This is a genomic window from Xanthobacter cornucopiae (assembly GCF_043195065.2).
GTDB lineage: Bacteria > Pseudomonadota > Alphaproteobacteria > Rhizobiales > Xanthobacteraceae > Xanthobacter.
The window spans coordinates 4,584,564-4,607,596 of the sequence record NZ_CM195531.1; the positions used below are offsets into that span (position 1 = coordinate 4,584,564).

Below are 23,033 nucleotides of genomic sequence, written 5' to 3' on the forward strand. Positions count from 1 at the left end.
ATGTCTGCCTCTTCCGCCTCCACGCCCCCGGCTCCGGGGCGTCACCTGCCGGCGCTGCTCATCATCGCCGCCGGCTGTTTCATCGCCATGATCACCTTCGGGCCGCGCTCGGTGTTCGGCCTGTTCCTCGTGCCCATGTCACGGGATTTTGGCTGGGGCCGCGACGTGTTCGGCCTCGCGGTGGCCATTCAGAACCTGTTGTGGGGGCTGGGCTCGCCGTTCGCGGGCGCCATCGCCGACCGGTTCGGCACGGTACGGGTGCTGTGCGCCGGGGCGCTGGTCTATGGTCTCGGCCTGGTGCTGATGGCCTATTCGGGAACTCCGGCGGGGCTGCAGCTCACGGCCGGCGTGCTGGTGGGCTTCGGCCTGTCGGCGGCGTCGTTCAACCTGGTGCTGGCGGCGTTCGGCAAGCTGCTGCCGGATCGTTTGAAGTCCCTGGGCTTCGGCGCCGCCACCGCCGCCGGCTCGTTCGGCCAGTTCCTGTTCCCGCCGCTCACCACCGGCCTCATCGAGGCGGTGGGCTGGCAGGAGACCCTCATCATCTTCGGCGCTTCGCTGCTGCTGGTGATGCCGTTCTCGCTGGCGCTCGCCACCCGCGGTGCGGTGCGGTCCGCCGGCACGGCCGCCGCGCCCCAGCAAAGCGTCGCCGCGGCGCTGTCGGAGGCCTTCCGCCACCCGAGCTACGTGCTGCTGGTGCTGGGCTTCTTCACCTGCGGCTTCCAGCTTGCGTTCGTCACCGTGCACATGCCCGCCTTCCTGGTGGACCGGGGCATGGACCTGAAGGTGGGGGCGGTGACCCTGGCGCTGATCGGCCTGTTCAACATGGTCGGCTCCATCGGCGCCGGCTACCTCACCAACCGGATGTCGCGCAAGTGGCTGCTGGCGTGGATCTATGCCGGTCGCGGCGTGGCCATCGCCGCCTTCGTGCTGATGCCGGTGTCGCCCTGGAGCTGCTACCTGTTCGGCGCCGCCATGGGGCTGCTGTGGCTGTCCACCGTGCCGCCCACCTCCAGCCTGGTGATGCTCATGTTCGGCACCCGCTACATGGCCATGCTGTACGGCTTCGCGTTCTTCTCCCATCAGGTGGGCGGCTTCCTCGGCGTCTATCTCGGCGGCCAGCTTTATGTGACGCTCGGCTCCTACGATGTGGTGTGGTGGCTCTCGGTGGCGCTGTCCTTCGCCTCCGCCGCCATCAACCTGCCCATCCGCGAGGAGGCGGTGCGGCGGCCGCTGGCGGCGCAGGCGTGAGTCAGCAGGTGTGAACCAAAGGTGAATCGGGCGTGAACAGAGGGTTAACAGCGGCGCGTCCCGGCGGGCACAGTGGTGAGAAAAAGGGCGCTCCCACGGCGTTTTCCGGGCTTGCCACGGGGCCGGACCCTTGACAGGCCCGGTCCCTGTCTGCGCAACCTGAGGGCTGAAAACAGAGGCACTTCGCGAACCAGCCATGCGCAGCATTCTTTTCGCGGCCGTCGGCTTCGCCACCATCGTGACGGGGCCGGCGATGACGACCGCAGCCCGTGCGGAGGAACAGCTCAGCGCCGAGCAGGCGCGGTCCTTCGTGGTCGGGCGCGAATTTTCCTTCTCCTGCTTCGAGGGCTCCAAGGGCTCCGGCCGGGTGTATCCCGATGGCTCGGTGGTGGGCATCATCACCCTGCGGGAGGCGCCGGCGCGGTTCGTGCGGCTGCCGGCCAACACCCTGCGGGTGCGGGCCGACGCGGTATGCGGCTATGTGAAGGGCATGTCCTTCGAGCCGTGCTTCGACGTGGTGAAGACCGGTCCCGCCAGCTTCCGGGGCACCCTTGCCGGGGTACAGACCATGTGGTGCGACTTCCAACGGGTCGGCAAGGATCGTCCCCAGGTGGCGTCCCGCCGCAGCCGCGCCCGCACGGCCGCGCAGGAAGCCTCCGCCGAATAGGCCGCGACCGGGCCCCGTCGTCCGGGCATCCAAGCGGTGTTCGCCAGTGTCATGCTCACCAGTGCGACGCGCACCAGCGGGGTCGCTGCGCAAGCAGGGCTCGCGGCTGCGGACGCCGCGCGGCGGGCTTCCACGCTCCTGCGGTCGTGCCTCCACCCCTGCGGACTTTCCTACCGTTCCTGTACCGCCTGGCCCGAGCGAGGTTCGGCGTTTCCACCCGCCCGGCGCGTGGTGGGCGGGTGGATCAGGCGGACATGCTGAAGGGGCGCAACTGACCGGGCGCGTGGCGGCTGGGGTTATGGCGATGGCCCGGGCCGGGTGGCGGATCGCTTCTCCCTGTTGGTGTGGCAGGGTGAGGCCGCCGTGGCGGGAATGACCGCACCGGCCTCGTCTGGCTCCCGGCGCGCGCACCCGTGCGTCGCCCGCGCCGTGGCGCGGGGGCGCCGCTGCCGTGGCTAGGGGCGCGTGGCGTCTGCCATCGGCGCGCCGGCTTCGTCCTCGCCCTCAATGCGGGATTTCAGGCGGTGCAGTTCGCGCCCCACGTGGTCCATGAACACGCGCACCCGCGCCGTGCTCTTGATGTCGGGATGGGTCACCAGCCACAGGCCGGAGGCCATCTCCGGCTCCGGGCCCATCTGTCGCTCAAGGCCAGGGGTGAGGGCGCCGATGAAGCAGGGCAGGACGGTGAGGCCGATGCCCGCCGCCGCCGCCTCGGCCAGGCCGAGCACGGAATTCACCCGGTACACCACCCGCTCGTCGCCGACCCGTTCGCGCAGCCATTTGGCCGGCTTGATATTGCCGAGGGCGTCGGAAAAGCCGATCCAGTCGTGCCGGCGCAGCCCGCCGGGCTCAAGGCGTCCGCCGGGAATCAGGTCGGGCCGGGCGTAGACGCCCCAGGCGATGCTGGCGATGCGGCGGCCCACCAAAGCGTCGCCCGGCCGGTCGCTGGCGCGGATGGCGACGTCGGCGTCGCGCTTGGACAGGCTGAGCGAGCTGTTGGTCACCACCACGTCCAGCCGGATTTCCGGGAAGGCGAGGCGGAAGCTGGCGAACACCGGCGTCAGCATGTGGACGAGCACGGAATCGTTGGTGGTCACCCGCAATTCGCCGGACGGGCGCAGGTCCTGGCCGGTGATGCGGCGCTCCACCGCCGCCACTTCCTCGCCCATGCGCTCGGCCAGATGCACCATCTCCTCGCCCATGGGCGTGGGCACGTAGCCGGTGCGGGCGCGATCGAACAGCCGTGTGCCGAGCTGGGCCTCCAGCGCGCCGAGGCGGCGGAAGATGGTGGAATGGTTCACCGCCAGCCGGTCCGCCGCGCCGGCCAGGGAGCCGGTCTCGGCGATGGCCCGCACCAGACGGAAGTCGTCCCAGGGGATCATGCGGGGGCACCTCCGCGCGCCGGAGGGCGGGGCGCCGGGTTATGGGGCAGGCGCGGCGGTGAGGGGCGCGGTCGGCGGCTGGCGCTCATGGTGCAGCCTTGCGGGCGAGCAGGCGCTGGTAGAGCCAGCCCATGGCCACCAGGACCAGGCCGAGGCCGATGAACGACACCGCGCGCAGCACCCCTTCCAAGTCCGCCATGTCGGAGATGAACACCTTGAGCACGGTGGCGCTCATGACCGCCGCCGAGGCCTGCCGCAGGCGGCGCGAGCCACGCCATAGGCCGAGCCCCAGCAGCACCATGCCGAAGGCGAGCCAAGTGGCTGAATACGCGTACCATTCCGCAGCGCTGATGGCATCGGGGTCCAGCACCGGCCCCTGGAACAGGCGACTCACCTGGAAGGTCGCATAGGCCAGGGCCAGCACCACCGCCAGGGCGGAAGCCGCGAGGCGCGACCGGTGCCGTTCCGGCGGCAGGCCGGCGGCATAGGCCAGGGCCAGCGCCGCCGGCAGCGCGTAGGCTGCCAGGAGATCGTTGAAGATCGGCCCGCCGACACTCTGTCCCGTCACGAAGGGGTTGTCGCCGGTCAGCGCCGCCAGCGCGCACAGGGCGGTCAGCGCCGCCACCAGATCGGCAAACAGCCGGTAGAAGGCGCGGCCGGTGACGGCGGCGAGGCGGCCGAGGCCGACCGCATAGGCGCCGTACACCGATGCCAGCAGCCCGGTCTCGAACAGGCGCGTGCCGGTGGCGAACACATCCCCGCCATGGGCCAGATGACGCACCTCCAGGGCCGCCAGCAGCACGGCGAACACCAGGGCGAGGCTTTCCAGCACGCGGCGGCTCCAGTCGTCGCTGGCACCGGCGAGCAGCCGGGCTGCCGCCGCGAACGCCAGGGCCGGCACGCCATAGCCCCACAGCAGCCAGTTGAAGACTGGCGTGGCGCCGAGATCGGCGCCGGCGATGGTGGGGTCCCAGCCCACCCGCGCCAGCACCACCAGCCCCAGCCCGGCGGCGAGCTGGCGCAGGCCGGGCAAGGGCCGCCGCGTGGACACCCAGGCGACGCCGAGGGCCGCCAGCGCCAGGCCCACCGTCAGCCAGCCCTTGTCCAGGCCGAAGGTGAGGGCGAGCGCCAGGGCGACCACGCCGCCGGTGGCGAAGACGGCTGCGGCGGGCGGCTGCCGCAGGCGGGTGAGCCATTCCGCCGCCAGCGTGAACAGGGCGGCCACGGCCAGCGCCAGGGCGGCGAACGGCAGGCTGCGGTCCAGCTCGGTCAGGCGACCATAGGCGGCGGCCAGCAGCAGCAACGGCCCGAGGGTGCCCGACGCGGCCCAGCCGAGGGCCTGCAATTCCCCCCGGGCGCGCCGGGCGCCGGCGATGCCCAGGCCGGCGAGCAGCAGCCCCATGCCAAAGCCATAGGCGGCGAAATGACCGATAGAGAGGTGCGCCGGCTCCGGCGCGATGCCAGCCATGGGACCGGCGGGGGCGAGGGTGCTGCCGGAGCCCGGCGCGAACACCCAGGCGGCGAGCAGGATGGGCGCCGCCAGCGCCACCGCCACGGCGGCGAGGATCGCCGCCTCCGCCCGCCAGGCGAGGGCCAGGGCCAGCCCGGCGCCGAGCACGAACACCCCGAGCGGCGCCGCCGCCACGCTCCCGGCGGCGGCTGCCATGGTAGCCAGCGCCACCGCCAGCCCGGCGCCGAGGCTGGCGACGGGGTCGGGTCGGGTGCCGGCGGTGGGGCCGAGCAGATGGCCCGGCGTCAGCAGCGCGGCGGTGAGGACGAGCAGCGCCAGCGCCAGCGCGCCGGTGGCGGGCACGGCCTGCGGAATGTCGAACAGCAGCAGGACCAGGCCCCAGGCCGCCATGCCGCTGATCGCCAGCACCGCGAGCCAGCGCCATAGCCGGATGCGCGCCACCACCAGCGCCGCCGCGCCGGCCATGATGACCAGCAGCGCCACGCCCCATGCATTGGGGGCGTCAGAACTGACCAGCAGTGGCGTCACCGCCGCGCCGGCGAAGCCCAGGGCGGCCAGCGCCGGCCCATGCAGCAGGGCTGCCAGCACCGTGGCGAGGGCGGTCAGCCCCAGCAGGGCGAAGGCGAGGGCGGGTGACAGCAGGTGGTACAGTTCATAGGCGGCATAGAGGCTGCCGAAGGCGGTCATGGTGCCGACCCCGGTGAGCAGCGCCGGCACCTGAGCCGAGGGCAGGCCGGCGAAGCCCTGGCGCCGGTCGAGCCGCCGCAGCGCCTCGCCCGCGCCGAGCAACGCCAGCGCCAGCAGCAGGCCGAGGCCGATGCGTCCCGCCGGGCCGACCAGATTCTGCTCCACCGCGAACCGCACCAGGAAAATACCGCCGAGGGCGAGCGCGAGCCCGCCCACCCAGACCGCCCACCGGGCCCCGATCTTCTCCTCCAGCCCGCTGAAGTTCTGGCGGAGGCGACCGAGAGGCCAGCGCGGCGCCGCAGGCGCCCGCGCCCCTTGCGCGAGATCGGGCTCCGGCCCGGGCGTCTCTTGCGCAGGGTTCGGCGCGGCCGGTGACGGCAGCTTCTGGGAAAGGCCCGGCGCCATTGGCGTCGAGACCGCGTCTGGATTCGGGTTTTCAAGGGTCCGCGCGGCCGGCGCCGGCGCGTGCACCACAGTGGTGGCCAAGCGCGCCTCGGCCGTGGCAGGGGCGTTGGCGATGCGGGCCTCGAGGTCGGCGACGCGAGCTTCCAGCAGCCGCAGGCGGCCGCGCTGCTTGAGGGAGAGGACAAGGCCGGCCACGGCGATGACCGGAAAGGCCAGTACGACAATCACCAGCCAGGCGAGTTCATCCATGCCGTTTCATCCTCGCCGGGCCTCCGCCGGAGGGCGGCCCCCGGGGCCATCGTCACCGGGGCGATCGTCACCAGAGTGTCGGGGCAACCTATCGCGGCCTCGGCCGTGAGGCCAGGACACCCCGGGCACGGCCCCGGCGCCGGGCCGCGGGGGATGGCGGCGTCCGTCCCGGTGCCGGTGATGGCGCAACCCTGGGCACGGCGCTATGGCCTGGAGCGCGGGGCCTCGGCGCAGGGGGATAGTTGCGTCGGCACCGCGCGCGATGCCGATCCCGGCGGGTCCGTGGAACACAGGCGCGGGTCCAGTCCGCTGCCCGATCACCGAGGCCGCCGCCGCCCGCGCGGGCGGCGGCGAGCGGGCGTCAGCCGCCCTTCTCATCCTCGGCCTTGCGCACCGGGGCGGGCTGCTCGGCGGCATCCAGCCCCTTGTCGATCTTCCGGGTGATCTTGGCCAGGTCGTCGGGCTCGGGCTTCAGGTCGCGGGCGTGGGCCCATTGGAAGCCGGCTTCCAGGCGGCGGCCCACCTTCCAGTAGGCATCGCCCAGGTGGTCGTTCAGAACCGGATCCTGGGGCATCAGCTCCACCGCCCGCTCCAGCTCGTTCACCGCATCCTCATAGCGGCCGAGGCGGTAATAGGCCCAGCCCAGGCTGTCGATGATGGCGCCGTCGTCCGGGCGCAGGGACGCGGCCTTGCGGATCATGTCCAGGCCCTCGTCCAGGTTGATGCCCTGGTCCACCCACGAGTAGCCGAGATAATTGAGCACCTGAGGCTGGTCGGGATTGAGCGCCAGCGCCTTCTTGAGGTCGGCCTCGGCGGCCGGCCAGTTCTTGGAGCGCTCGTTGCAGATGCCGCGGAAATAGAACAGCGCCCAATTGCCTTTGCCCGGCACGGCGATCTGGTCGATGGCCTTGCCGTAGGTGGTGGCGCATTCGGCGAACATCTTGCGCGACTGCTGGATGCGGCCCAGCGCGACGATGGCCTCCAGATCCTTCGGGTTGGCGGCGATCAAATCCTCCAGGTGCTTGCGGGCCTCCTGGGGCTTGTCGATGGAGTCGAGGTTGATGGCGAGCTGGACTTCCGCGTTGCGCCGCAGCGGCGAGCCGGCCGGCACTTTCTCATAGACGGTGATGGCCTTGAGCGGCTGCTTCAACTGCTCGTACAGGTCGGCCAGGGTGAGGCTGGCGAAGGGGTGGTCCGGGTCGAGCCAGTTGGCGAGCTGGAGATAGACCAGGGCGAGATCCTCGCCGCCCTGCCGGCCCAGGGTGGAGCCGAGGCCGTAGAGCACCTCGGCGGCGCCCTCCTGGGCGGTGGACACCAGCGGCGGCAGGGTCTTGCCGGCCTTCAGTTCCTTCACCTCGGCGGCCACCACCGGATGGTTCGGCATCGCCTTCTCGAATTCGGCGAAGGCGGCCAGGGCCGCGTCGGTGCTCTCGTTGCGCGAGGCCCAGCGGGCATAGGCGTCGATGGTGCGCAGCGAGCCGGGATCGAGCTTCACCGCTTCGGCGAGGCGCTTGCCCGCTTCCTTCTTGTTGCCGGAGGCGTCGAGGATGAGGCCGGAATGGAGCGCCTTCAGCGGCGCGTACCAGTCCGGGCCCTGCAGGCGGTCGATCAGTTCCACCGCGCCCTTGGTGTTGCCGGAGCCATAGAAGGTCCAGGCGGCGAGCAGGGTGGCGGTGAGGTCGCCGATGGGGCCGCGCACCGACAGCGACAGGTTGGTGCGGGCGGTCTGGTACTGGCTCTTCTTGATGGCCTTGGCGGCGAGGGCGAGGCGGGCGATGCGGTGGGTGCGGTCCACCTTCACCAGCCGGTCGGCCAGCTTCATGGCCTCGTCCATCTGGCCATCCACCAGGGTGGCGAAGAAGGTGCGCTCGACCACTTCCTCGTTGCGGGAATCGAGCCGCAGCAGGTTGCGCAGGTAGGTCACGGCGGCGTCGCTGTCGCGTTCGGAGCTGGCGAAGCGGGCGGCGAGGTAACTGCCGGAAACGGTGGGGTCCACGTCCGTGGGCGCCTCCGCGCGGGCCGCGACGGGCATGGCAAGGTGCAGCGCCGCGGCAAGCCCGGCAGCCAGGGCCACGGAAGAGGAGGAGCGGGAAATCTTCACCGAGCGAGAATCCTGAAGAGCCTGTGCGGCCGTTGCAACGCGCCATGGAACCGCAGCGAGATGGCGGGAGGATGGCCGCTTTCCCGGCGCGCCGCAAGTTTGCGCGCCTCACGCCATGTTGATCGGGGGCGGGATCGCCGGGGGCGGGGGCTCCGGACCTTGCGGGAGGTTTTGCGGCGCGGCATAAGCCTTCGGTCATGGAACCGCTCGTCGCCAAGGCTCCGGCCAAGATCAACCTGACCTTGAGGGTCACCGGCCGCCGCGCCGACGGATACCACGATCTGGTGAGCCTGGTGGCGTTCGCCGGGGCCGGCGACCTTGTGTCCCTGGCGCCCGATGCGCCGCTGGCGCTGGCGGTGGCCGGGCCGACCGCGGCCGACGCCGGTCCCGATGCCGACAATCTGGTGCTGAAGGCCGCCGCGGGCTTTGCCCGCGAGGTGGCGGGGGCGCGGCTCGGCGCCTTTCGGCTGGTGAAGCGCCTGCCGGTGGCGGCGGGGCTGGGCGGGGGCTCGTCGGATGCCGCCGCCGCGATCCGCCTGCTCGCCCGCCTCAACGGCGTCGCCGCCGCCGACCCCCGGCTGCTGGCGGTGGCGCGCGCCACCGGGGCGGACGTGCCGGTGTGCCTCGATCCGCGGGCGCGGATCATGCGCGGCGTGGGCGACGTGCTGTCGGCCCCGCTGGCCCTGCCGCGCCTGCCGGCGGTGCTGGTGAACTGCCGTGTGGGCGTGCCCACCGTCGATGTGTTCCGCACCCTCGGCCTGCGCGCCGGGGAGGCCCTGCCGGGGCCGGATCATCCCCTTTCCCTGCCGGAGGCGGCGGCGGCGCTGCGGGTGGTGCTCGCGGGCCTGCCCAACGACCTGGAGCCGCCGGCCCGGGCGCTGGCGCCGCGCATCCAGGAGGTGATGGATCTTCTGGCCGAGGCGCCGGAGGCGCTGCTGGTGCGCATGTCCGGCTCGGGCGCCACCGTGTTCGCGCTGACCGAGTCCTGCCACGCGGCGGCGGCGCTGGCGCGGCGGGTGGCGGGTGCGCATCCGTCGTGGTGGGTGCGGCCGACAGTCCTGCGCTGAGGCGCGACGGCGCGATGGCGTCTTGAGAAACGGGGGCGCGATGCTTGGATCGCGCGCCGGCCCTGGGACGGGTGGACCAGGGCGGTTCGATCGGGGGATGGGATGACGCTGCCGGCCTTTCTGTTCGCCGCCCTCGGGGAGATCGCCGGCTGCTTCGCCGTCTGGCATGTGGTGCGGCTCGGCGGCTCGCCGTGGTGGCTGGCGCCGGGCATGGTCAGCCTGGCCGCCTTCGCCTATGCCCTCACCTTCGTGGAGGCGGAAGCCGCCGGGCGCGCCTTCGCGGCCTATGGCGGCATCTATATCCTGTCGTCGCTGGTGTGGATGTGGGCGGTGGAGGGGGTGCGGCCGGACCGCTGGGACGCCGCCGGCGCGGCCTTGTGCCTCGCCGGCGCGGCGGTGATCGTGTTCGGTCCGCGCGGCGCCTGAGCGGGCGGCACCCGCGCGGGTGCGGGGATGGTCAGTGGGCGCGCGACAGGCAGAAGTCCACCGCCTGCGCCAGCGCCGCCTTGGCCGGGCTGGCCGGGAACAGGGCCAGGGCGTCCTTGGCGATGGCGCCATAGTGACGGGCCCGCTCCACGGTGTCGGCGATGGCGCGGTGCCGCGTCAGCAGGCCGATGGCGAACCTGAGGTCGGCGTCGCTGCCCTCGCCCCGCTCCAGGCATTTCTGCCAGAAGGCGCGCTCGCTCTCGTCGCCCCGGCGGAAGGCGAGCAGCACCGGCAGGGTGATCTTGCCTTCGCGGAAGTCGTCGCCCACGTTCTTGCCCAGCTTCTGCTGGTTGCCGCCATAGTCCAGGGCGTCGTCCACCAGCTGGAAGGCGATGCCCAGGTTCATGCCGTAGGACCGGCAGGCGGCCTGCTCGGCCTTGGGCCGCTGGCCCAGCACCGCGCCCACCTCGCAGGCGGCGGCGAACAGCTCGGCGGTCTTGCCGCGGATCACCGCCAGGTAGTCGTCTTCCGAGGTCTGGGTGTTCTTGGCCGCGGCGAGCTGCATCACCTCGCCCTCGGCGATGACGCTGGCGGCGTTGGACAGGATGTCGAGGCAGGTGAGCGAGCCCACCTCCACCATCATCTTGAAGGCGCGGCCCAGCAGGAAGTCGCCCACCAGGACGCTGGCCTCGTTGCCCCACAGCTTGCGCGCGGCGAGCTTGCCCCGGCGCATGTCGCTCTCGTCCACCACGTCGTCGTGGAGCAGGGTGGCGGTGTGCATGAACTCCACCGAGGCGGCGAGCTTGATGTGCCCGTCGCCCTGGTAGCCGCTCAGCGCCGCGCAGGCGAGCGTCAGCATCGGCCGCAGCCGCTTGCCGCCGGAGGAGATGAGATGGTTCGCCACCTCGGGGATCATCGCCACGTCGGAGCCGGTCCGGGCCAGGATGGCGGCGTTGACGCGCTCCATGTCGGCCTTCACCAGGCGCAGCAGCGCCTCCAGGGACGGCTCGTTGGGCTCGAACGGAAGGACGACGGCCAAGAAAAGCTCCCGCTTGTCATTCTTTCGGGCGCACCATAGGGATGCCCACCGGCCCGGCGCAAGGGGGGTTGACGCGGGGCGGGCGCGGTTCGGGGTGGCGGAACTGTCCGGTGACCGGCCGGGCGGCGCCAGGATCTGGCCACGCGCCCCCCGCGCCGGGGGCGCCAGGAGGGGCGGGAGCATGCAGGAGCTGGCGCGAACCAATGATTTGGTGCTGCTCGGCGCCATCACCGCTTTGCTCGATGCGGCCGAGGTCGGCCATTTGGTCGCGGATGCGCACATCAGCGCCCTCGAGGGGTCCATCGGCATCCTGCCGCGCCGGCTGCTGGTGGTGGACGAGGACGCCGCGCGGGCGCGCCGCCTGCTGGTCGAGGCCGGCTTCGCGGCGGCGCTGCGGGACCAGCCCTGAGCCGCGCGCCCCCATGACCGCTCCCGGCGAGATTGCTTCCTTCACCCGCGATGCCCTGCTCGGCGGGCGCATCACCCTGCGCCAGCCCGCGCGCGGCCACCGGGTGGGGCACGACGCGGTGCTGCTGGCGGCGCTGGCGCCGGTGGGCGCCAGGACCATGGTGGACCTGGGTGCCGGGGTCGGCGGCGCCGGCCTCGCCTTCCTGGCGCGGGCGCCCGGCGCGTCGGGCACGCTGGTGGAGATCGACCCGGCGACCGCCGCCCTGGCGCGAGAGAATGTGGCCGACAACGCGCTGGCCGCGCGCTGTCGCGTGGTGGTTGGCGACGTGCTCGCCCTCGCCCGTCCCTCCGGTCCGCCCGAGGTGGCGGCGGAAGCGGCCGACGTCGTGCTCATGAATCCGCCGTTCAACGCCAGTGCCGCGCACCAGACCTCGCCCCACGGCGGCCGGGCGCGGGCGCACATGGCTTCGGGGGACCTGCTGGAGGCGTGGGTGACGGCGGCGCTGCGCTGCCTGCGGCCGGCGGGCGTGCTGTGCCTGATCCATCGGCCGGAGGCGGTGGCGGCGGTGCTGGCGGCGCTCCAGGGGCGGTTCGGCGCCGCCGAGCTGCTGCCGGTGCATCCGCGCGCGGAGGCGCCGGCGGTGCGCCTGCTGGTCCGGGCGGTGAAGGGGCGGCGCACCGCGCCGCGCATCCTGCCCGGCCTCGTGCTGGCGGACGGCCAGGGCCGTCCCACCGCCGCCGCCGAGGCGGTGCTGAGGGAGGCCGGGGCGCTGGGGTAGCGCGGCCTCGCCGTTCCACTCCGCGCGCCGCATCTGGCGGTCCGGCTGGCGCCGCCCCGCCTTGAGCCTGTCGCCCGCCGGGCCTACATCTGAAGCATGGCTGATCCTCTCTCCTTTCTTCCGCGCCGTCTGCGCGCCCTTCTCCCCAAAGGCTGGCGCGGCGATGCCGTGGTGGTGCCGGTGGTGCGGCTGTCGGGCGCCATCGGCATGAGCGCGCCGTTCTCACCCTCCCTCACCCTCGCCGGCTGCGCCAAGACCCTGGAAAAGGCGTTTACGGTGAAAGAGGCGCCGGCGGTGGCGCTGCTCATCAATTCGCCCGGCGGCTCGCCGGTGCAGTCGCACTTGATCTTCAAGCGCATCCGGGCGCTGGCGCAGGAGAACGACAAGCACGTCTTCGCTTTCGTGGAGGACGTGGCGGCGTCCGGCGGCTACATGATCGCCTGCGCCGCCGACGAGATCTTCGCCGATCCGTGCTCGGTGGTGGGCTCCATCGGCGTGGTGAGCGCCGGCTTCGGCTTCGACAAGGCCATCGCCCGCTTCGGCATCGAGCGGCGCGTCTATACCGCCGGCGAGCGCAAGGTCACGCTGGACCCGTTCCAGCCCGAGCGGCCGGAGGAGGTGGAGCGCCTCGACGTGCTGCTGAAGGAACTGCACGTGGTGTTCGCCGACTTGGTGCGCGCCCGGCGCGGCGGCGCGCTGGCGGTGGATGACGCCACCTTGTTCTCCGGCGAGTTCTGGCTCGCCACCCAGGCGCTGGGCCACGGCCTGCTGGACGGTCTCGGCGATGTGCGCTCGACCCTGCGCGCCCGCTATGGCGACACGGTGGAGACGCCGCTGATCCAGGGGCCGTCTTCCTTCTTCCGCCGCCGGCCGGGCGGGTTCGCCGGGGGCGTGGCGCACGCCGCCGCCGCCGGTGCCGTCGCCGCCGCCGAGGAGCGTGCCCTGTGGGCCCGCTATGGCCTGTGATCCGACGCCTTCCCCTTCGCCGCCCGCCTGTCCGCCGGCCGTTCCGGCCGGGTGGGCCAGCCCCATGAGCGCAGCCGCACGATGACAACGCCCGCCAACACCCTCTTCATCGCCGTCGCCCAGCTGAACCCCATCGTGGGCGACGTGCCCGGAAACCTGGAGCTGGCGCGGCGCACCCGCGACGCCGCCCGGCTGTCGGGCGCCGACCTCGTGGTGTTCTCCGAACTGTTCATCGCCGGCTATCCGCCGGAAGACCTGGTGCTGAAGCCGGCCTTCCAGGCCGCCTGCCGCGCCGCCGTCGAGCAATTGGCGGCGGAAAGCGTGGAGGGGCCGGCGCTGCTCATCGGCGCGCCCTGGGTGGAGGGCGGCAGGCTCTATAATTCCGTGCTGCTGCTGGAGAATGGCGCCATCGCCGCGGTGCGCCACAAGGTGGACCTACCCAATTACGGCGTGTTCGACGAAAAGCGCGTGTTCGCTCCCGGCCCCATGCCGGGGCCCATTCCCTTCAGGGGGGTGCGGCTCGGGGTGCCGGTGTGCGAGGACATGTGGGGGCCGGACGTGGTGGAGTGCCTGGTGGAGACCGGGGCCGAGATCCTGGTGGTGCCCAATGGCTCGCCCTATCGCAGCTCGGTCTATGAGGAGCGCGAGAACGTGGCGGTGGCGCGGGTGGTGGAAAGCCGCCTGCCACTGCTCTACGTCAACCAGGTGGGCGGCCAGGACGAGCTGGTGTTCGACGGCGCTTCCTTCATCCTCAACGCCGACCGCTTTCTGGCCCTGCAGTTCCCGAGCTTCGAGGAGCGGGTGCGGGTGACCCGCTGGGAGCGGCGCGCGGCGGGCTGGGCCTGTGTCGAAGGCGGCATCGTCGATCGCACCGAGGGGGAGGCGGCCGATTATGCGGCCTGCGTGCTCGGCCTCAAGGACTATGTGAACAAGAACCGCTTTCCCGGCGTGGTTCTGGGCTTGTCCGGCGGCATCGACAGCGCCCTGTGCGCGGCGATGGCGGTGGATGCCCTGGGGCCGGAGCGGGTGCATTGCATCATGTTGCCCTATCGCTACACCTCTGACGACAGCCTGGCCGATGCTGCCGCCGTGGCCGAGGCCCTGGGCGTGCGCTATGACATCGTGTCCATCGCCCCGGCGGTGGAGGGGCTCGAGGCGGCGCTGGCGCCGCTGTTCGCCGGCCGGGACCGCGACGTGACGGAAGAAAATCTGCAGTCGCGCGCGCGCGGCACGCTGCTCATGTCGGTGTCGAACAAGTTCGGCGGCATGGTGGTGACCACCGGCAACAAGTCGGAGATGTCCACCGGCTACGCCACGCTTTACGGCGACATGAACGGCGGCTTCAACCCCATCAAGGACCTCTACAAGACCGAGGTGTTCCGCCTCTCGCGCCTGCGCAACCGCTGGAAGCCGGCGGGGGCGCTGGGGCCGGACGGCATCGTCATCCCCGACCGGCTCATCGACAAGCCGCCCACCGCCGAGCTGCGCGAGAACCAGAAGGACGAGGATTCGCTGCCGCCCTACGCCACCCTGGACGCCATCCTGTTCCGCCTGGTGGAGCTGGAAGAGCCGGTGGCGCGGGTGATCGCCGACGGCTTCGACCCGGCAGTGGTGAAGCGGGTGGAGCGGCTCTTGACCATCGCCGAATACAAGCGCCGCCAGGCGGCGCCGGGGGTGAAGGTGACGCCGCGCAATTTCGGCCGCGACCGGCGCTATCCCATCACCAACCGCTTCCGCGACGAAGGCTGAGGGCGGCCAAGGCTGAGGGCGGCCAAGGCTGAGGGCGGCCAAGGCTGAGGGGGGCCAAGGCTGAGGGCGGCCCGAGGCCTGAAAAACATCAGCCTGACGACCCGCGGGGGAAAGGTCGTCAGGCTGAACGCGATCCGGGAGGTCCACTCGTCTCGCGCGCTCCCTTCATCCCATGACCCCGGGGCACCCTCATCCCCCAAATGATGGATGCGGGCGCCCCCCACGGCCGGAATCGGCCCGAATTCCGCAGCGCCTTCATTGCCTTGACACGCTCCGGTGGAGGATTCCCGGAAATTCGGTTGTATTGTCTCGGTGTTTATACTCTCAAAAGTTGCGTCAGGCGCCCGCAGTGGCGGAGACTGGCGCCGTCTGGGTGATTCAAGGGCGGGCGCGGTTGCTCTAAGCTGGCCCCGGGGCGGGTCCGGCGCCTGGATCTTCCGGCCGCGCTGGTCCATCCGCCCCGGATGGAGGAACGGCGATGCGTCCGCAGGTCAAGGGATTCTTCGAGCCGGTCACCGGCACCATCAGCTATGTGGTGAAGGACCCCGCCTCCCCCGCCGTCGCCCTCATCGACAGCGTGCTCGACCTCGACTACGCCGCCGGGCGCATCTCCACCGCCTCCGCCGACCGGCTCGTCGCCCATGTGCGCGCCGAAGGGCTGACAGTGGAGTGGATTCTGGAAACCCACGTCCACGCCGACCACCTTTCGGCCGCGCCCTATCTCCAGCGCGAACTGGGCGGGCGGATCGGCATCGGCGACAGGATCACCCTGGTGCAGGAGACATTCGGCGCCATCTTCGACGAGGGGCCGGAATTTCGTCGCGACGGCAGCGCCTTCGACCACCTGTTCGCCGATGGCGAACGGTTCGCCATCGGCACGCTGGAGGCGCGGGCCCTGGCCACGCCCGGTCATACCCCCGCCTGCGTGACCTATGCGGTCGGTGACGCCGCCTTCGTGGGCGACACCCTGTTCATGCCCGACGGCGGCACCGCGCGGGCGGATTTCCCCGGCGGCGACGCCCGCGCGCTCTACCGTTCCATCCGTCGCATCCTCGACCTGCCGGTGGAGACCCGGCTGTTCATGTGCCACGACTACCCGCCGGACGGTCGCGCCGTGCGGTTCGAGACCACGGTGGCGGAGGAGCGGGCGGGCAACATCCATGTGCATGATGGGGTGGGGGAGGACGCGTTCGTGGCGCTGCGCACCGCCCGCGACGCCACCCTCGCGGCCCCGCGCCTCATCATCCCCGCGCTCCAGGTGAACATGAAGGCGGGTCGCCTGCCGGAACCGGATGCCCACGGCCGGCGGGTGTTGAAGGTGCCGCTCGATACGCTGTGAGCCGGTTGGCGCCTCCCAGGCGGCGGAGGCTTGCGCCCCGGGGCGCGGGCGCCATGGTGCGCAGCGGCCCCTTGGTGGCCCCTTGGCCGCCCCTTGGCCGCCCACCCTTGCGGCCCGCTTGGCCGCGATGCGGGGCGCCAGGGCGCCGCCGAAAGCGGCGATGCCGAGGCGACCAGGATGACCGCCGCCGGGGCTGGGGAACTCACCCGAAGGACACCACCTCCAGCCGGTCGATGCCGCCCGTCCATGCCGCCCGTCCATGTCGCCCTGCTGTGCGCCAGCCGCCGCTGGTTGCGCTTCTCTTCACCCTGGCCGCTGAGGGCGATGAACCCCGGAACGAACGGCGTCCTGGCCAGCCGCATGGGCCTGGACCGCCCGTCCAGGGCGACACCACACCCCAGGACGGCCGGCGATGGCGTCACGCCGGCACCGGGAACGCCCTCGGGCGGCATGGCGCCGGCCTCAGTTGCAGCCCTTGCGGGCTTCCCAATAGCGCACCTGATCCACATAGCGCTGTTGCTCGGCGGTCAGCTTGCCGAAGGGCGGATAGCAGCGGGCGCCGAAGGTGGCGATGGCGTCCGCCGTCTTGAAGCAATGGCCCTGTTCCGCATAGACCGCGTTGCGCTGGTACCACAGCGCGCGGCACGACAACTCGCCCAGTTCCTGGGCCGTTGCAGGCGTGGCCGCAAGCAGGGCGGCGATCGCTGCCGCCAGCGCCACCGGGGCGGATGCCGCCACGGAGCCGGCCCGGCCAGCCCTCATGGCGGGCGAAGGCCCGCGCGCTGCCGCAAAACGCACCCTCATCGCCGTTTCCTCCGCGTCGCCCGCCGGCCCCGCCGCCGGGGCCGGGCCTTGCCCATTGACCCGTTTCCCCAACGCACAGTAGCGAACACCCGCCCCGCCCGGAAGAGGCGCCAAGGAGGCCCGAGAATGCCGAAGTTCGATGCCAACCTGAGCCTGTTGTGGACTGAGGTGGAGTTTCCCGATCGCTTCGCCCGTGCCCGGGCGGCCGGCTTCCACGCGGTCGAATACCAGCTGCCCTATGCCTACGAGAAAGAGCGGCTGGCCGATCTGCTGGCCGCGCATGACCTGACGCTGGTGATGCACAACCTGCCGGCTGGCGACTGGGCGGCGGGCGAGCGCGGCATCGCCTGCCTGCCCGGCCGCGAGGGCGAGTTTCAGGACGGGGTGGGCCTTGCCCTCGACTATGCGGCGGCCCAGGGCGCGCGCAGGCTCAATTGTTTGGCCGGCGTGCTGCCAGCCGGGGTGGATGCCGAGAAGGCGCGGGCCACGTTGGTGGAGAACCTGAGGTTCGCCGCCGCCGCCCTGAAGGCGGCGGGCCTCGAGCTGCTGGTGGAGCCGCTCAACACCCGCGACACGCCGGGCTTCATCCTCAACCGCTCGCGCCAGACCCTGGAGCTGCTGGACGCGGTCGGCGCCGACAACGCGTTCCTGCAATATGACGTCTATCACATGCAGCTGATGGAAGGGGACCTGACCGCGACCCTCACCCGCGACCTTGCCCGCATCGGCCACATCCAGATCGCCGACGCACCGGCGCGCGGCGAGCCGGGCAGTGGTGAAATCCATTTTCCGTTTCTGTTCGAGGCCCTCGACACGGCCGGCTACGCGGGCTGGATCGGCGCCGAATACCGGCCGCGCGCCGGCACCGAGGCGGGCTTGGGCTGGTTCGCGCCGTATCGGGGGTGATCGGCGTCCGGCCGGGGCCGGGTTCGCGGGGTGGCGGCGGGAAGCGGCAGCGGTGCTGCCGCTTATGCGACTTTATGCGGAGACGCGGCTGTCGCATGATGCCGCTAAGCGAGTGTTTGCCGCGCGCCAAATCCCGAGGGCTCAACCCCGGACCGGAGGAACCCCTGCCATGCCTCACAAGCGCCATCTCACCAAGCGCGACCGCGCCACCAAGATCGTGGCCACCGTCGGCCCTGCATCCAATTCGGAGGCGCGGCTGGAGGCGCTGTTCCGCGCCGGGGTGGATGTGTTCCGGCTCAATTTCAGCCATGGCACTCAGGCCGACCACGGGGTGGTGCTGGAGCGCATCCGCCGCCTGGAGAAGGCGGTGGGCCGCCCCATCGGCGTCATCGCCGACGTGCAGGGGCCGAAGCTGCGCATCGGCCGCTTCAAGGAGGGGGCCATCGCCATCGCCCCCGGCGACATCCTGCATTTCGATGCCGACACCGACCGGCTCGGCGAGGGCCGGCGCGTGCCCATTCCCCATCCCGACATCCTGGAGGCGCTGCCGGTGGGCGCGACCGTGCTGTGCGACGACGGCAAGGTGCGGCTGAAGGTGGTGGAGAAGGGGCCCGGCTACCTGGAGGCCAAGGTGGTGGCGGGCACCCGCCTGTCCAACACCAAGGGCTTCAATATTCCCGACGTGGTGCTGCCGCTGTCGCCGCTGACGCCCAAGGACCGCCTGGACCTGGAGTTCGCCTGCGCCGCCGGGGTCGAATGGATTGCCCTGTCATTCGTGCAGAAGCCCGAGGACATCCACGAGGCGCGCGGCCTCATCCAGGGCCGCGCGGCGGTGATGCTGAAGATCGAGAAGCCCTCGGCGGTGACGCACCTGACCGAGCTGGTGGAATTGTCCGATGCCATCATGGTGGCGCGCGGCGATCTGGGCGTTGAGATTTCGCTGGCCGAGGTGCCGGCCCTGCAGCGGCGGATGATCGCCGAGGCGCGCAAGTTCGGCCGCCCGGTCATCGTCGCCACCCAGATGCTGGAATCCATGATCCAGGCGCCGGTGCCGACCCGCGCCGAGGTCTCCGACGTGGCCACCGCCGTCTATGAGGGTACCGACGCGGTGATGCTGTCGGCCGAGACCGCCGCCGGCCAGTATCCGGTGGAGGCGGTGGAGGTGATGGATGAGGTGATCCGACACGTGGAACGCGATCCCGGATACCGGAAGGTGCTGGGCGCTTCCGAGGCCGACTGGGGCCACACCATCGGCGACGCGGTCATCAAGGCCAGCTACCAGGCGGCGGTGGCGGTGGATGCGGCGGCGCTGGTGGCCTTCACCATGTCCGGCACCACCGGCCTGCGCGCGGCGCGGGAGCGGCCCGAGATTCCGATCCTCGGCCTCACCCCGGAGATCGGCACGGCGCGACGCCTGGCCCTCTCCTACGGCGTGCACGCGGTGCAGATGAAGGACGACATCCACTCGTTCGGCGACATGGTGGACACGGCGGTGCGCACCACCGTCCAGCACGGGCTGGGCGCGGCCGGCGACCGGCTCGCGATCTGCGCGGGCGTGCCGTTCGCCCAGCCGGGTACCACCAACATCATGCGCATCACCATCATCGGCGCGGATTCTCCGCCCTCCCGCTACGATGTGGATGTCGCCGCGACGCGCGCCGGACCGCGCAAGGTGCGGGCGTGATAGCTCGCCGGGAATATCAGGCAACCCCTGCGCGATGCGCGCAGGGGTTGCTCATTTCTCTGCGAGGGAAAAGTATTTAACCGATGAGGCCCGTGCATGCGTGGCACCCAGGTAATGCATATCCAGCCAACTATCGGAATGTCTTCAGGGAAGTGTGTCATCGGTGCAACCGTTCCGAGTCTACGACCCGTCGGTGACTGGACGCGGCGCCCATTTTGCGCCCATGATGTGGTGTATATCCACCCACGTGCTGCATCATCATGGCTATCGAAGTCGAGCGAAAGTTCCTGGTCGTCTCGGAGGCTTGGCGGCAGGGCGCGGAAGCCTGCGCCATACGCCAGGGCTACCTGTCCTTCGGTGAAGACAGCACGGTGCGCATCCGGGTGGCCGGCGCGCGGGCCTTCATCACCGTCAAGGGGCGGACCGAGGGCATCTCCCGCGACGAGTACGAATATCCGATCCCGCTGCGCGACGCCGAGGCGATGCTGGCTGATCTCTGCGCCCGCCCACTGATCGAAAAGACCCGCTACGCCCTGACCTATGCCGGCAAGCTGTGGACGGTGGACGTGTTCGGCGCCGACAATGCCGGCCTCGTGGTGGCCGAGGTGGAACTGACCCATCCCGAGGAGAAAGTGGCGCTGCCGCCGTGGGTGGGCGCGGAGGTCACCCACGATCCGCGCTACCGCAACTCGTCCCTGGTCCAGGCGCCGCTCGGCTTCGCCGGCTGCGAGGTGTGACGGCTCAGCTGCGTCCCGTCGGGGTGCCGGCGAGCATGGCCTCGATGGCGAGCAGGTCGCGCCAGGCCAGGCGCTTGCCGATGGGCGTGCGCAGCAGGTAGGCGGGATGGAAGGTGGCCATGGCGCGGATGCGGCGCGTGCCGGTGTCATAGTCGAGGACGCGGCCGCGCAGCTTGGTGATGCCCTCGGTGCTGGCGAGCAGCGCCTGGGCCGACTGGCCGCCGAGGCACACCAGCAGGTCGGGGTCGGCCAGTTCGATCTGGCGGGTGATGAAGGGCAGGCAGATGGCCGTTTCCTGTGGCGTCGGCGTGCGGTTGCCCGGCGGGCGCCAGGGGATGATGTTGGCGATGTAGACGCTCGACCGGTCGAGGCCAATGGCGCCCAGCATCAGGTCGAGCAGGCGCCCTGCGCGCCCCACGAAGGGCAATCCCTGCTGGTCCTCGTCGCGGCCGGGCGCCTCCCCCACGAACATCACGCGCGCCCGGGGGTTGCCGTCGGCGAACACCAGCCGGCTCGCGGTGCGCTTCAGGGCGCAGCCGTCGAAGGCGTCCAGCAGGGCGCGCAGCTCCTCCAGGCTGGAGGCGCCGCGCGCCGCTTCGCGGGCGGCCATCGCCGCCGCATCGGGCGCGTGGGGGGCGATGGCCGGGGCGTGGGGCGGTGGGGGCTGGGGCGCGCGCCGGGCCGCGGGCGCGGCGCCGCGCGGATCTCCGGTTGCCTGCGGCGCCTCCTCGCGCGGCAGGCCCGGCGGAGCGTCGGCCGCGTCGCGGCGCGGCGCGCGCGCCTTCAGCTCGGCGGCGCTCTCGGCGAAGCGGTCGACCGGCTCGTCGCCCAGCGCCACGTCCACGCCCGCCTCCAGGTGGAAGGTGACGAGGTCGGACCAGTCGAGTGGCGGATGATCGGTCATGAATGTCCGGGTCGGAAGGCAGGGCGGGAAGCAGCGCGGCCGATGGCGCGCCGCTTCCGCATTCTGCAGTGCGAACCTATGGCATGGTCAAGGCCGGCGGTGAAGCAGTGCATTGCGGTATGTGCCTCCACGGACATGGGGACAACCGCCAGATCGGTCAAGTCGTCGCACCTTCGGTCCATCTCGCGAATTGTCAGGACGGCCTAACCGTGGAAGAACTCCAACGAAAGCACGATGACGTAAGCGGGAGCTTAGGGGATGAGCGCGGCGGAACTGCCTGAACGCGAAGGCATGGATTATGACGTGGTGGTGGTGGGCGCCGGTCCCGCCGGTCTTGCCACGGCCATCCGCTTGAAGCAGCAGGCGGCCGAGCGCGGCGCCGAGATTTCCGTGGTGGTGGTGGAGAAGGGCTCCGAGGTGGGCGCCCACATCCTGTCCGGTGCCGTCGTTGACCCCAGCGGCCTCGACGCGCTGCTGCCGGGCTGGCGCGAGGAGGAGGACACCCCCCTCGTCACCCAGGTGAACGATGATCATTTCTACCTGCTCGGCCCGGCCGGCGGCGTGAAGCTGCCCAATTTCGCCATGCCGCCGCTGATGAACAACCACGGCAATTTCATCGGCTCGCTGGGCAATGTCTCGCGCTACCTCGCCCGCAAGGCGGAAGAGCTGGCGGTGGAGATCTATCCTGGCTTCGCCGCCAACGAAGTGCTTTATGACGAGAACGGTGCTGTGCGCGGTGTCGCCACCGGCGACATGGGCATCGCCAAGGACGGCGAGCCCAAGGGCGAGTTCACCCGCGGCATGGAGCTGCGCGGCCGCTACACCGTGTTCGCGGAAGGCGCGCGCGGCCAGCTCACCAAGCAGCTCATCGCCCGCTACGACCTGGGTGCCGGCCGCGAGCCGCAGAAGTTCGGCATCGGCCTCAAGGAGCTGTGGAAGGTCAAGCCGGAGAAGCACAAGCCCGGCCTGGTGCAGCATGCGTTCGGCTGGCCGCTCGATTCCAAGACCGGCGGCGGCGCCTTCCTCTACCACATGGAGGACGAGCAGGTGATGGTGGGCTTCGTGGTCCACCTGAATTACCAGAACCCGTGGCTGTCGCCGTTCGACGAGTTCCAGCGCTTCAAGACCCATCCCCTGTTCCGCGACACGTTCGAGGGCGCCAAGCGCATCTCCTACGGCGCCCGCGCCATCACCGAGGGCGGCTTCCAGAGCGTGCCCAGGCTCAGCTTCCCCGGCGGCGTGCTGGTGGGCTGCGCCGCGGGCTTCGTGAACGTGCCGCGCATCAAGGGCAGCCACAATGCGGTGCTGTCGGGCATCCTGGCCGCCGATCACCTGGCGGAGGCGCTGCTGGCCGGGCGTGGCCACGACGAGCTCGCCAGCTACGAGGCGGCCTGGCGCGGCTCGGCGGTGGGCGAGGACCTGAAGAAGGTCCGCAACGTGAAGCCGCTGTGGTCCAAGCTCGGCACCTATGTGGGCATTCCCCTCGGCGCGCTGGACATGTGGACCAACACCTTCGGCTTCTCGCTGTTCGGCACGCTGAAGCACGGCAAGGCCGATTACGCCACCCTGAAGCCGGCGGCACAGTGCAAGAAGATCGCCTATCCCAAGCCCGACGGCGTGCTCACCTTCGACAAGCTGTCGTCGGTGTTCATTTCCAATACCAATCATGAGGAGGACCAGCCGGTCCATCTCAAGGTGAAGGACCTCGCCCTGCAGGCATCGTCGGAACTGGCCGTGTTCGGCGGCCCCTCCAACCGCTACTGCCCGGCCGGCGTGTATGAATGGGTGGAGGAGGGCGGCGCCGCGCCGCGCTTCCAGATCAACGCGCAGAACTGCGTCCACTGCAAGACCTGCGACATCAAGGACCCGAACCAGAACATCACCTGGACCGCCCCGGAGGGCGGCGGCGGGCCGAACTATCCGAACATGTGAGCGCGCCGCGCCCGGGTGGGCGCGGACATGCGGCGCCGGCGAGGCCCGTGGGCCCCGCTTGTCGGCCCGCCCGGCGCGCGGCG

Annotated in this window: 19 protein-coding genes; 13 read left to right on the plus strand and 6 right to left on the minus strand. The window is 71.3% G+C overall.

The features are described from left to right. Together V5F53_RS20225 and V5F53_RS20230 are read left to right on the plus strand one after the other, a co-directional pair. Positions 1-1,248, plus strand: coding sequence for an MFS transporter (locus V5F53_RS20225; RefSeq protein WP_393995453.1), 1,248 nt, complete (start codon positions 1-3; stop codon positions 1,246-1,248). A 196-nt stretch (positions 1,249-1,444) separates the two neighbouring features. Then, a complete protein-coding gene (locus tag V5F53_RS20230; protein ID WP_393995454.1) occupies positions 1,445-1,915 on the plus strand; it encodes a hypothetical protein in 471 nt (156 codons plus the stop codon). Positions 1,916-2,370: 455 nt separating this feature from the next. On the opposite strand, the gene V5F53_RS20235 is transcribed toward V5F53_RS20230, so the two are convergent. The 3 genes from V5F53_RS20235 to V5F53_RS20245 all read right to left on the minus strand — a co-directional run bounded on the left by V5F53_RS20235 (position 2,371) and on the right by V5F53_RS20245 (position 8,141). Then, positions 2,371-3,297 (minus strand): LysR family transcriptional regulator, encoded by a 927-nt coding sequence (locus V5F53_RS20235; RefSeq protein WP_393995455.1) that lies wholly within the window; start codon positions 3,295-3,297, stop codon positions 2,371-2,373. Positions 3,298-3,382: 85 nt separating this feature from the next. Beyond that, positions 3,383-6,109, minus strand: coding sequence for a DUF2339 domain-containing protein (locus tag V5F53_RS20240; RefSeq protein ID WP_393995456.1), 2,727 nt, complete (start codon positions 6,107-6,109; stop codon positions 3,383-3,385). A gap of 361 nt (positions 6,110-6,470) precedes the next feature. Next, complete coding sequence (locus V5F53_RS20245; RefSeq protein WP_393995930.1) at positions 6,471-8,141, minus strand: tetratricopeptide repeat protein; 1,671 nt, start codon at positions 8,139-8,141, stop codon at positions 6,471-6,473. A 266-nt stretch (positions 8,142-8,407) separates the two neighbouring features. Here V5F53_RS20245 and V5F53_RS20250 point away from each other — a divergent pair, with 266 nt between their 5' ends. Together V5F53_RS20250 and V5F53_RS20255 are read left to right on the plus strand one after the other, a co-directional pair. Further along, on the plus strand, positions 8,408-9,277 hold the full coding sequence (locus V5F53_RS20250) for a 4-(cytidine 5'-diphospho)-2-C-methyl-D-erythritol kinase (protein WP_393995457.1): 870 nt from the start codon (positions 8,408-8,410) through the stop codon (positions 9,275-9,277). Between the two features lie 102 nt (positions 9,278-9,379). After that, positions 9,380-9,703, plus strand: coding sequence for a YnfA family protein (locus V5F53_RS20255; protein ID WP_393995458.1), 324 nt, complete (start codon positions 9,380-9,382; stop codon positions 9,701-9,703). A gap of 31 nt (positions 9,704-9,734) precedes the next feature. Here V5F53_RS20255 and V5F53_RS20260 read toward each other — a convergent pair whose 3' ends face one another. Continuing rightward, entirely contained in the window at positions 9,735-10,742 is a 1,008-nt protein-coding gene (locus tag V5F53_RS20260; RefSeq protein ID WP_393995459.1) for a polyprenyl synthetase family protein, read from the minus strand. Positions 10,743-10,923: 181 nt separating this feature from the next. On the opposite strand from V5F53_RS20260, the gene V5F53_RS20265 reads away from it, so the two are divergent. The 5 genes from V5F53_RS20265 to V5F53_RS20285 all read left to right on the plus strand — a co-directional run bounded on the left by V5F53_RS20265 (position 10,924) and on the right by V5F53_RS20285 (position 15,983). Continuing rightward, positions 10,924-11,151, plus strand: a complete 228-nt coding sequence (locus tag V5F53_RS20265; protein ID WP_393995460.1) for a putative signal transducing protein — start codon at positions 10,924-10,926, stop codon at positions 11,149-11,151. Between the two features lie 13 nt (positions 11,152-11,164). Beyond that, positions 11,165-11,929, plus strand: a complete 765-nt coding sequence (locus V5F53_RS20270) for a tRNA1(Val) (adenine(37)-N6)-methyltransferase (protein WP_393995461.1) — start codon at positions 11,165-11,167, stop codon at positions 11,927-11,929. Between the two features lie 96 nt (positions 11,930-12,025). After that, on the plus strand, positions 12,026-12,895 hold the full coding sequence (locus V5F53_RS20275) for a S49 family peptidase (protein ID WP_393995462.1): 870 nt from the start codon (positions 12,026-12,028) through the stop codon (positions 12,893-12,895). 81 nt (positions 12,896-12,976) lie between these two features. After that, the gene (locus V5F53_RS20280; protein ID WP_393995463.1) at positions 12,977-14,644 is read left to right on the plus strand and encodes an NAD+ synthase; all 1,668 of its coding nucleotides are present in this window, start codon (positions 12,977-12,979) and stop codon (positions 14,642-14,644) included. A 478-nt stretch (positions 14,645-15,122) separates the two neighbouring features. Continuing rightward, on the plus strand, positions 15,123-15,983 hold the full coding sequence (locus V5F53_RS20285) for an MBL fold metallo-hydrolase (protein ID WP_393995464.1): 861 nt from the start codon (positions 15,123-15,125) through the stop codon (positions 15,981-15,983). 462 nt (positions 15,984-16,445) lie between these two features. Here V5F53_RS20285 and V5F53_RS20290 read toward each other — a convergent pair whose 3' ends face one another. Continuing rightward, entirely contained in the window at positions 16,446-16,721 is a 276-nt protein-coding gene (locus V5F53_RS20290; protein WP_393995465.1) for a YARHG domain-containing protein, read from the minus strand. 192 nt (positions 16,722-16,913) lie between these two features. Here V5F53_RS20290 and hyi point away from each other — a divergent pair, with 192 nt between their 5' ends. The 3 genes from hyi to V5F53_RS20305 all read left to right on the plus strand — a co-directional run bounded on the left by hyi (position 16,914) and on the right by V5F53_RS20305 (position 20,114). Then, positions 16,914-17,693 (plus strand): hydroxypyruvate isomerase, encoded by a 780-nt coding sequence (gene hyi / locus V5F53_RS20295; RefSeq protein ID WP_393995466.1) that lies wholly within the window; start codon positions 16,914-16,916, stop codon positions 17,691-17,693. Between the two features lie 169 nt (positions 17,694-17,862). Further along, entirely contained in the window at positions 17,863-19,377 is a 1,515-nt protein-coding gene (pyk, locus tag V5F53_RS20300) for a pyruvate kinase (protein ID WP_393995467.1), read from the plus strand. 260 nt (positions 19,378-19,637) lie between these two features. Beyond that, on the plus strand, positions 19,638-20,114 hold the full coding sequence (locus V5F53_RS20305) for a CYTH domain-containing protein (RefSeq protein ID WP_393995468.1): 477 nt from the start codon (positions 19,638-19,640) through the stop codon (positions 20,112-20,114). Between the two features lie 4 nt (positions 20,115-20,118). Here the strand turns inward: V5F53_RS20305 and V5F53_RS20310 are convergent, their stop codons facing one another. Beyond that, a complete protein-coding gene (locus tag V5F53_RS20310; RefSeq protein ID WP_393995469.1) occupies positions 20,119-21,018 on the minus strand; it encodes a uracil-DNA glycosylase in 900 nt (299 codons plus the stop codon). Positions 21,019-21,276: 258 nt separating this feature from the next. Here V5F53_RS20310 and V5F53_RS20315 point away from each other — a divergent pair, with 258 nt between their 5' ends. Continuing rightward, on the plus strand, positions 21,277-22,950 hold the full coding sequence (locus V5F53_RS20315; RefSeq protein ID WP_393995470.1) for an electron transfer flavoprotein-ubiquinone oxidoreductase: 1,674 nt from the start codon (positions 21,277-21,279) through the stop codon (positions 22,948-22,950). The last annotated feature ends 83 nt before the right edge of the window (positions 22,951-23,033 follow it).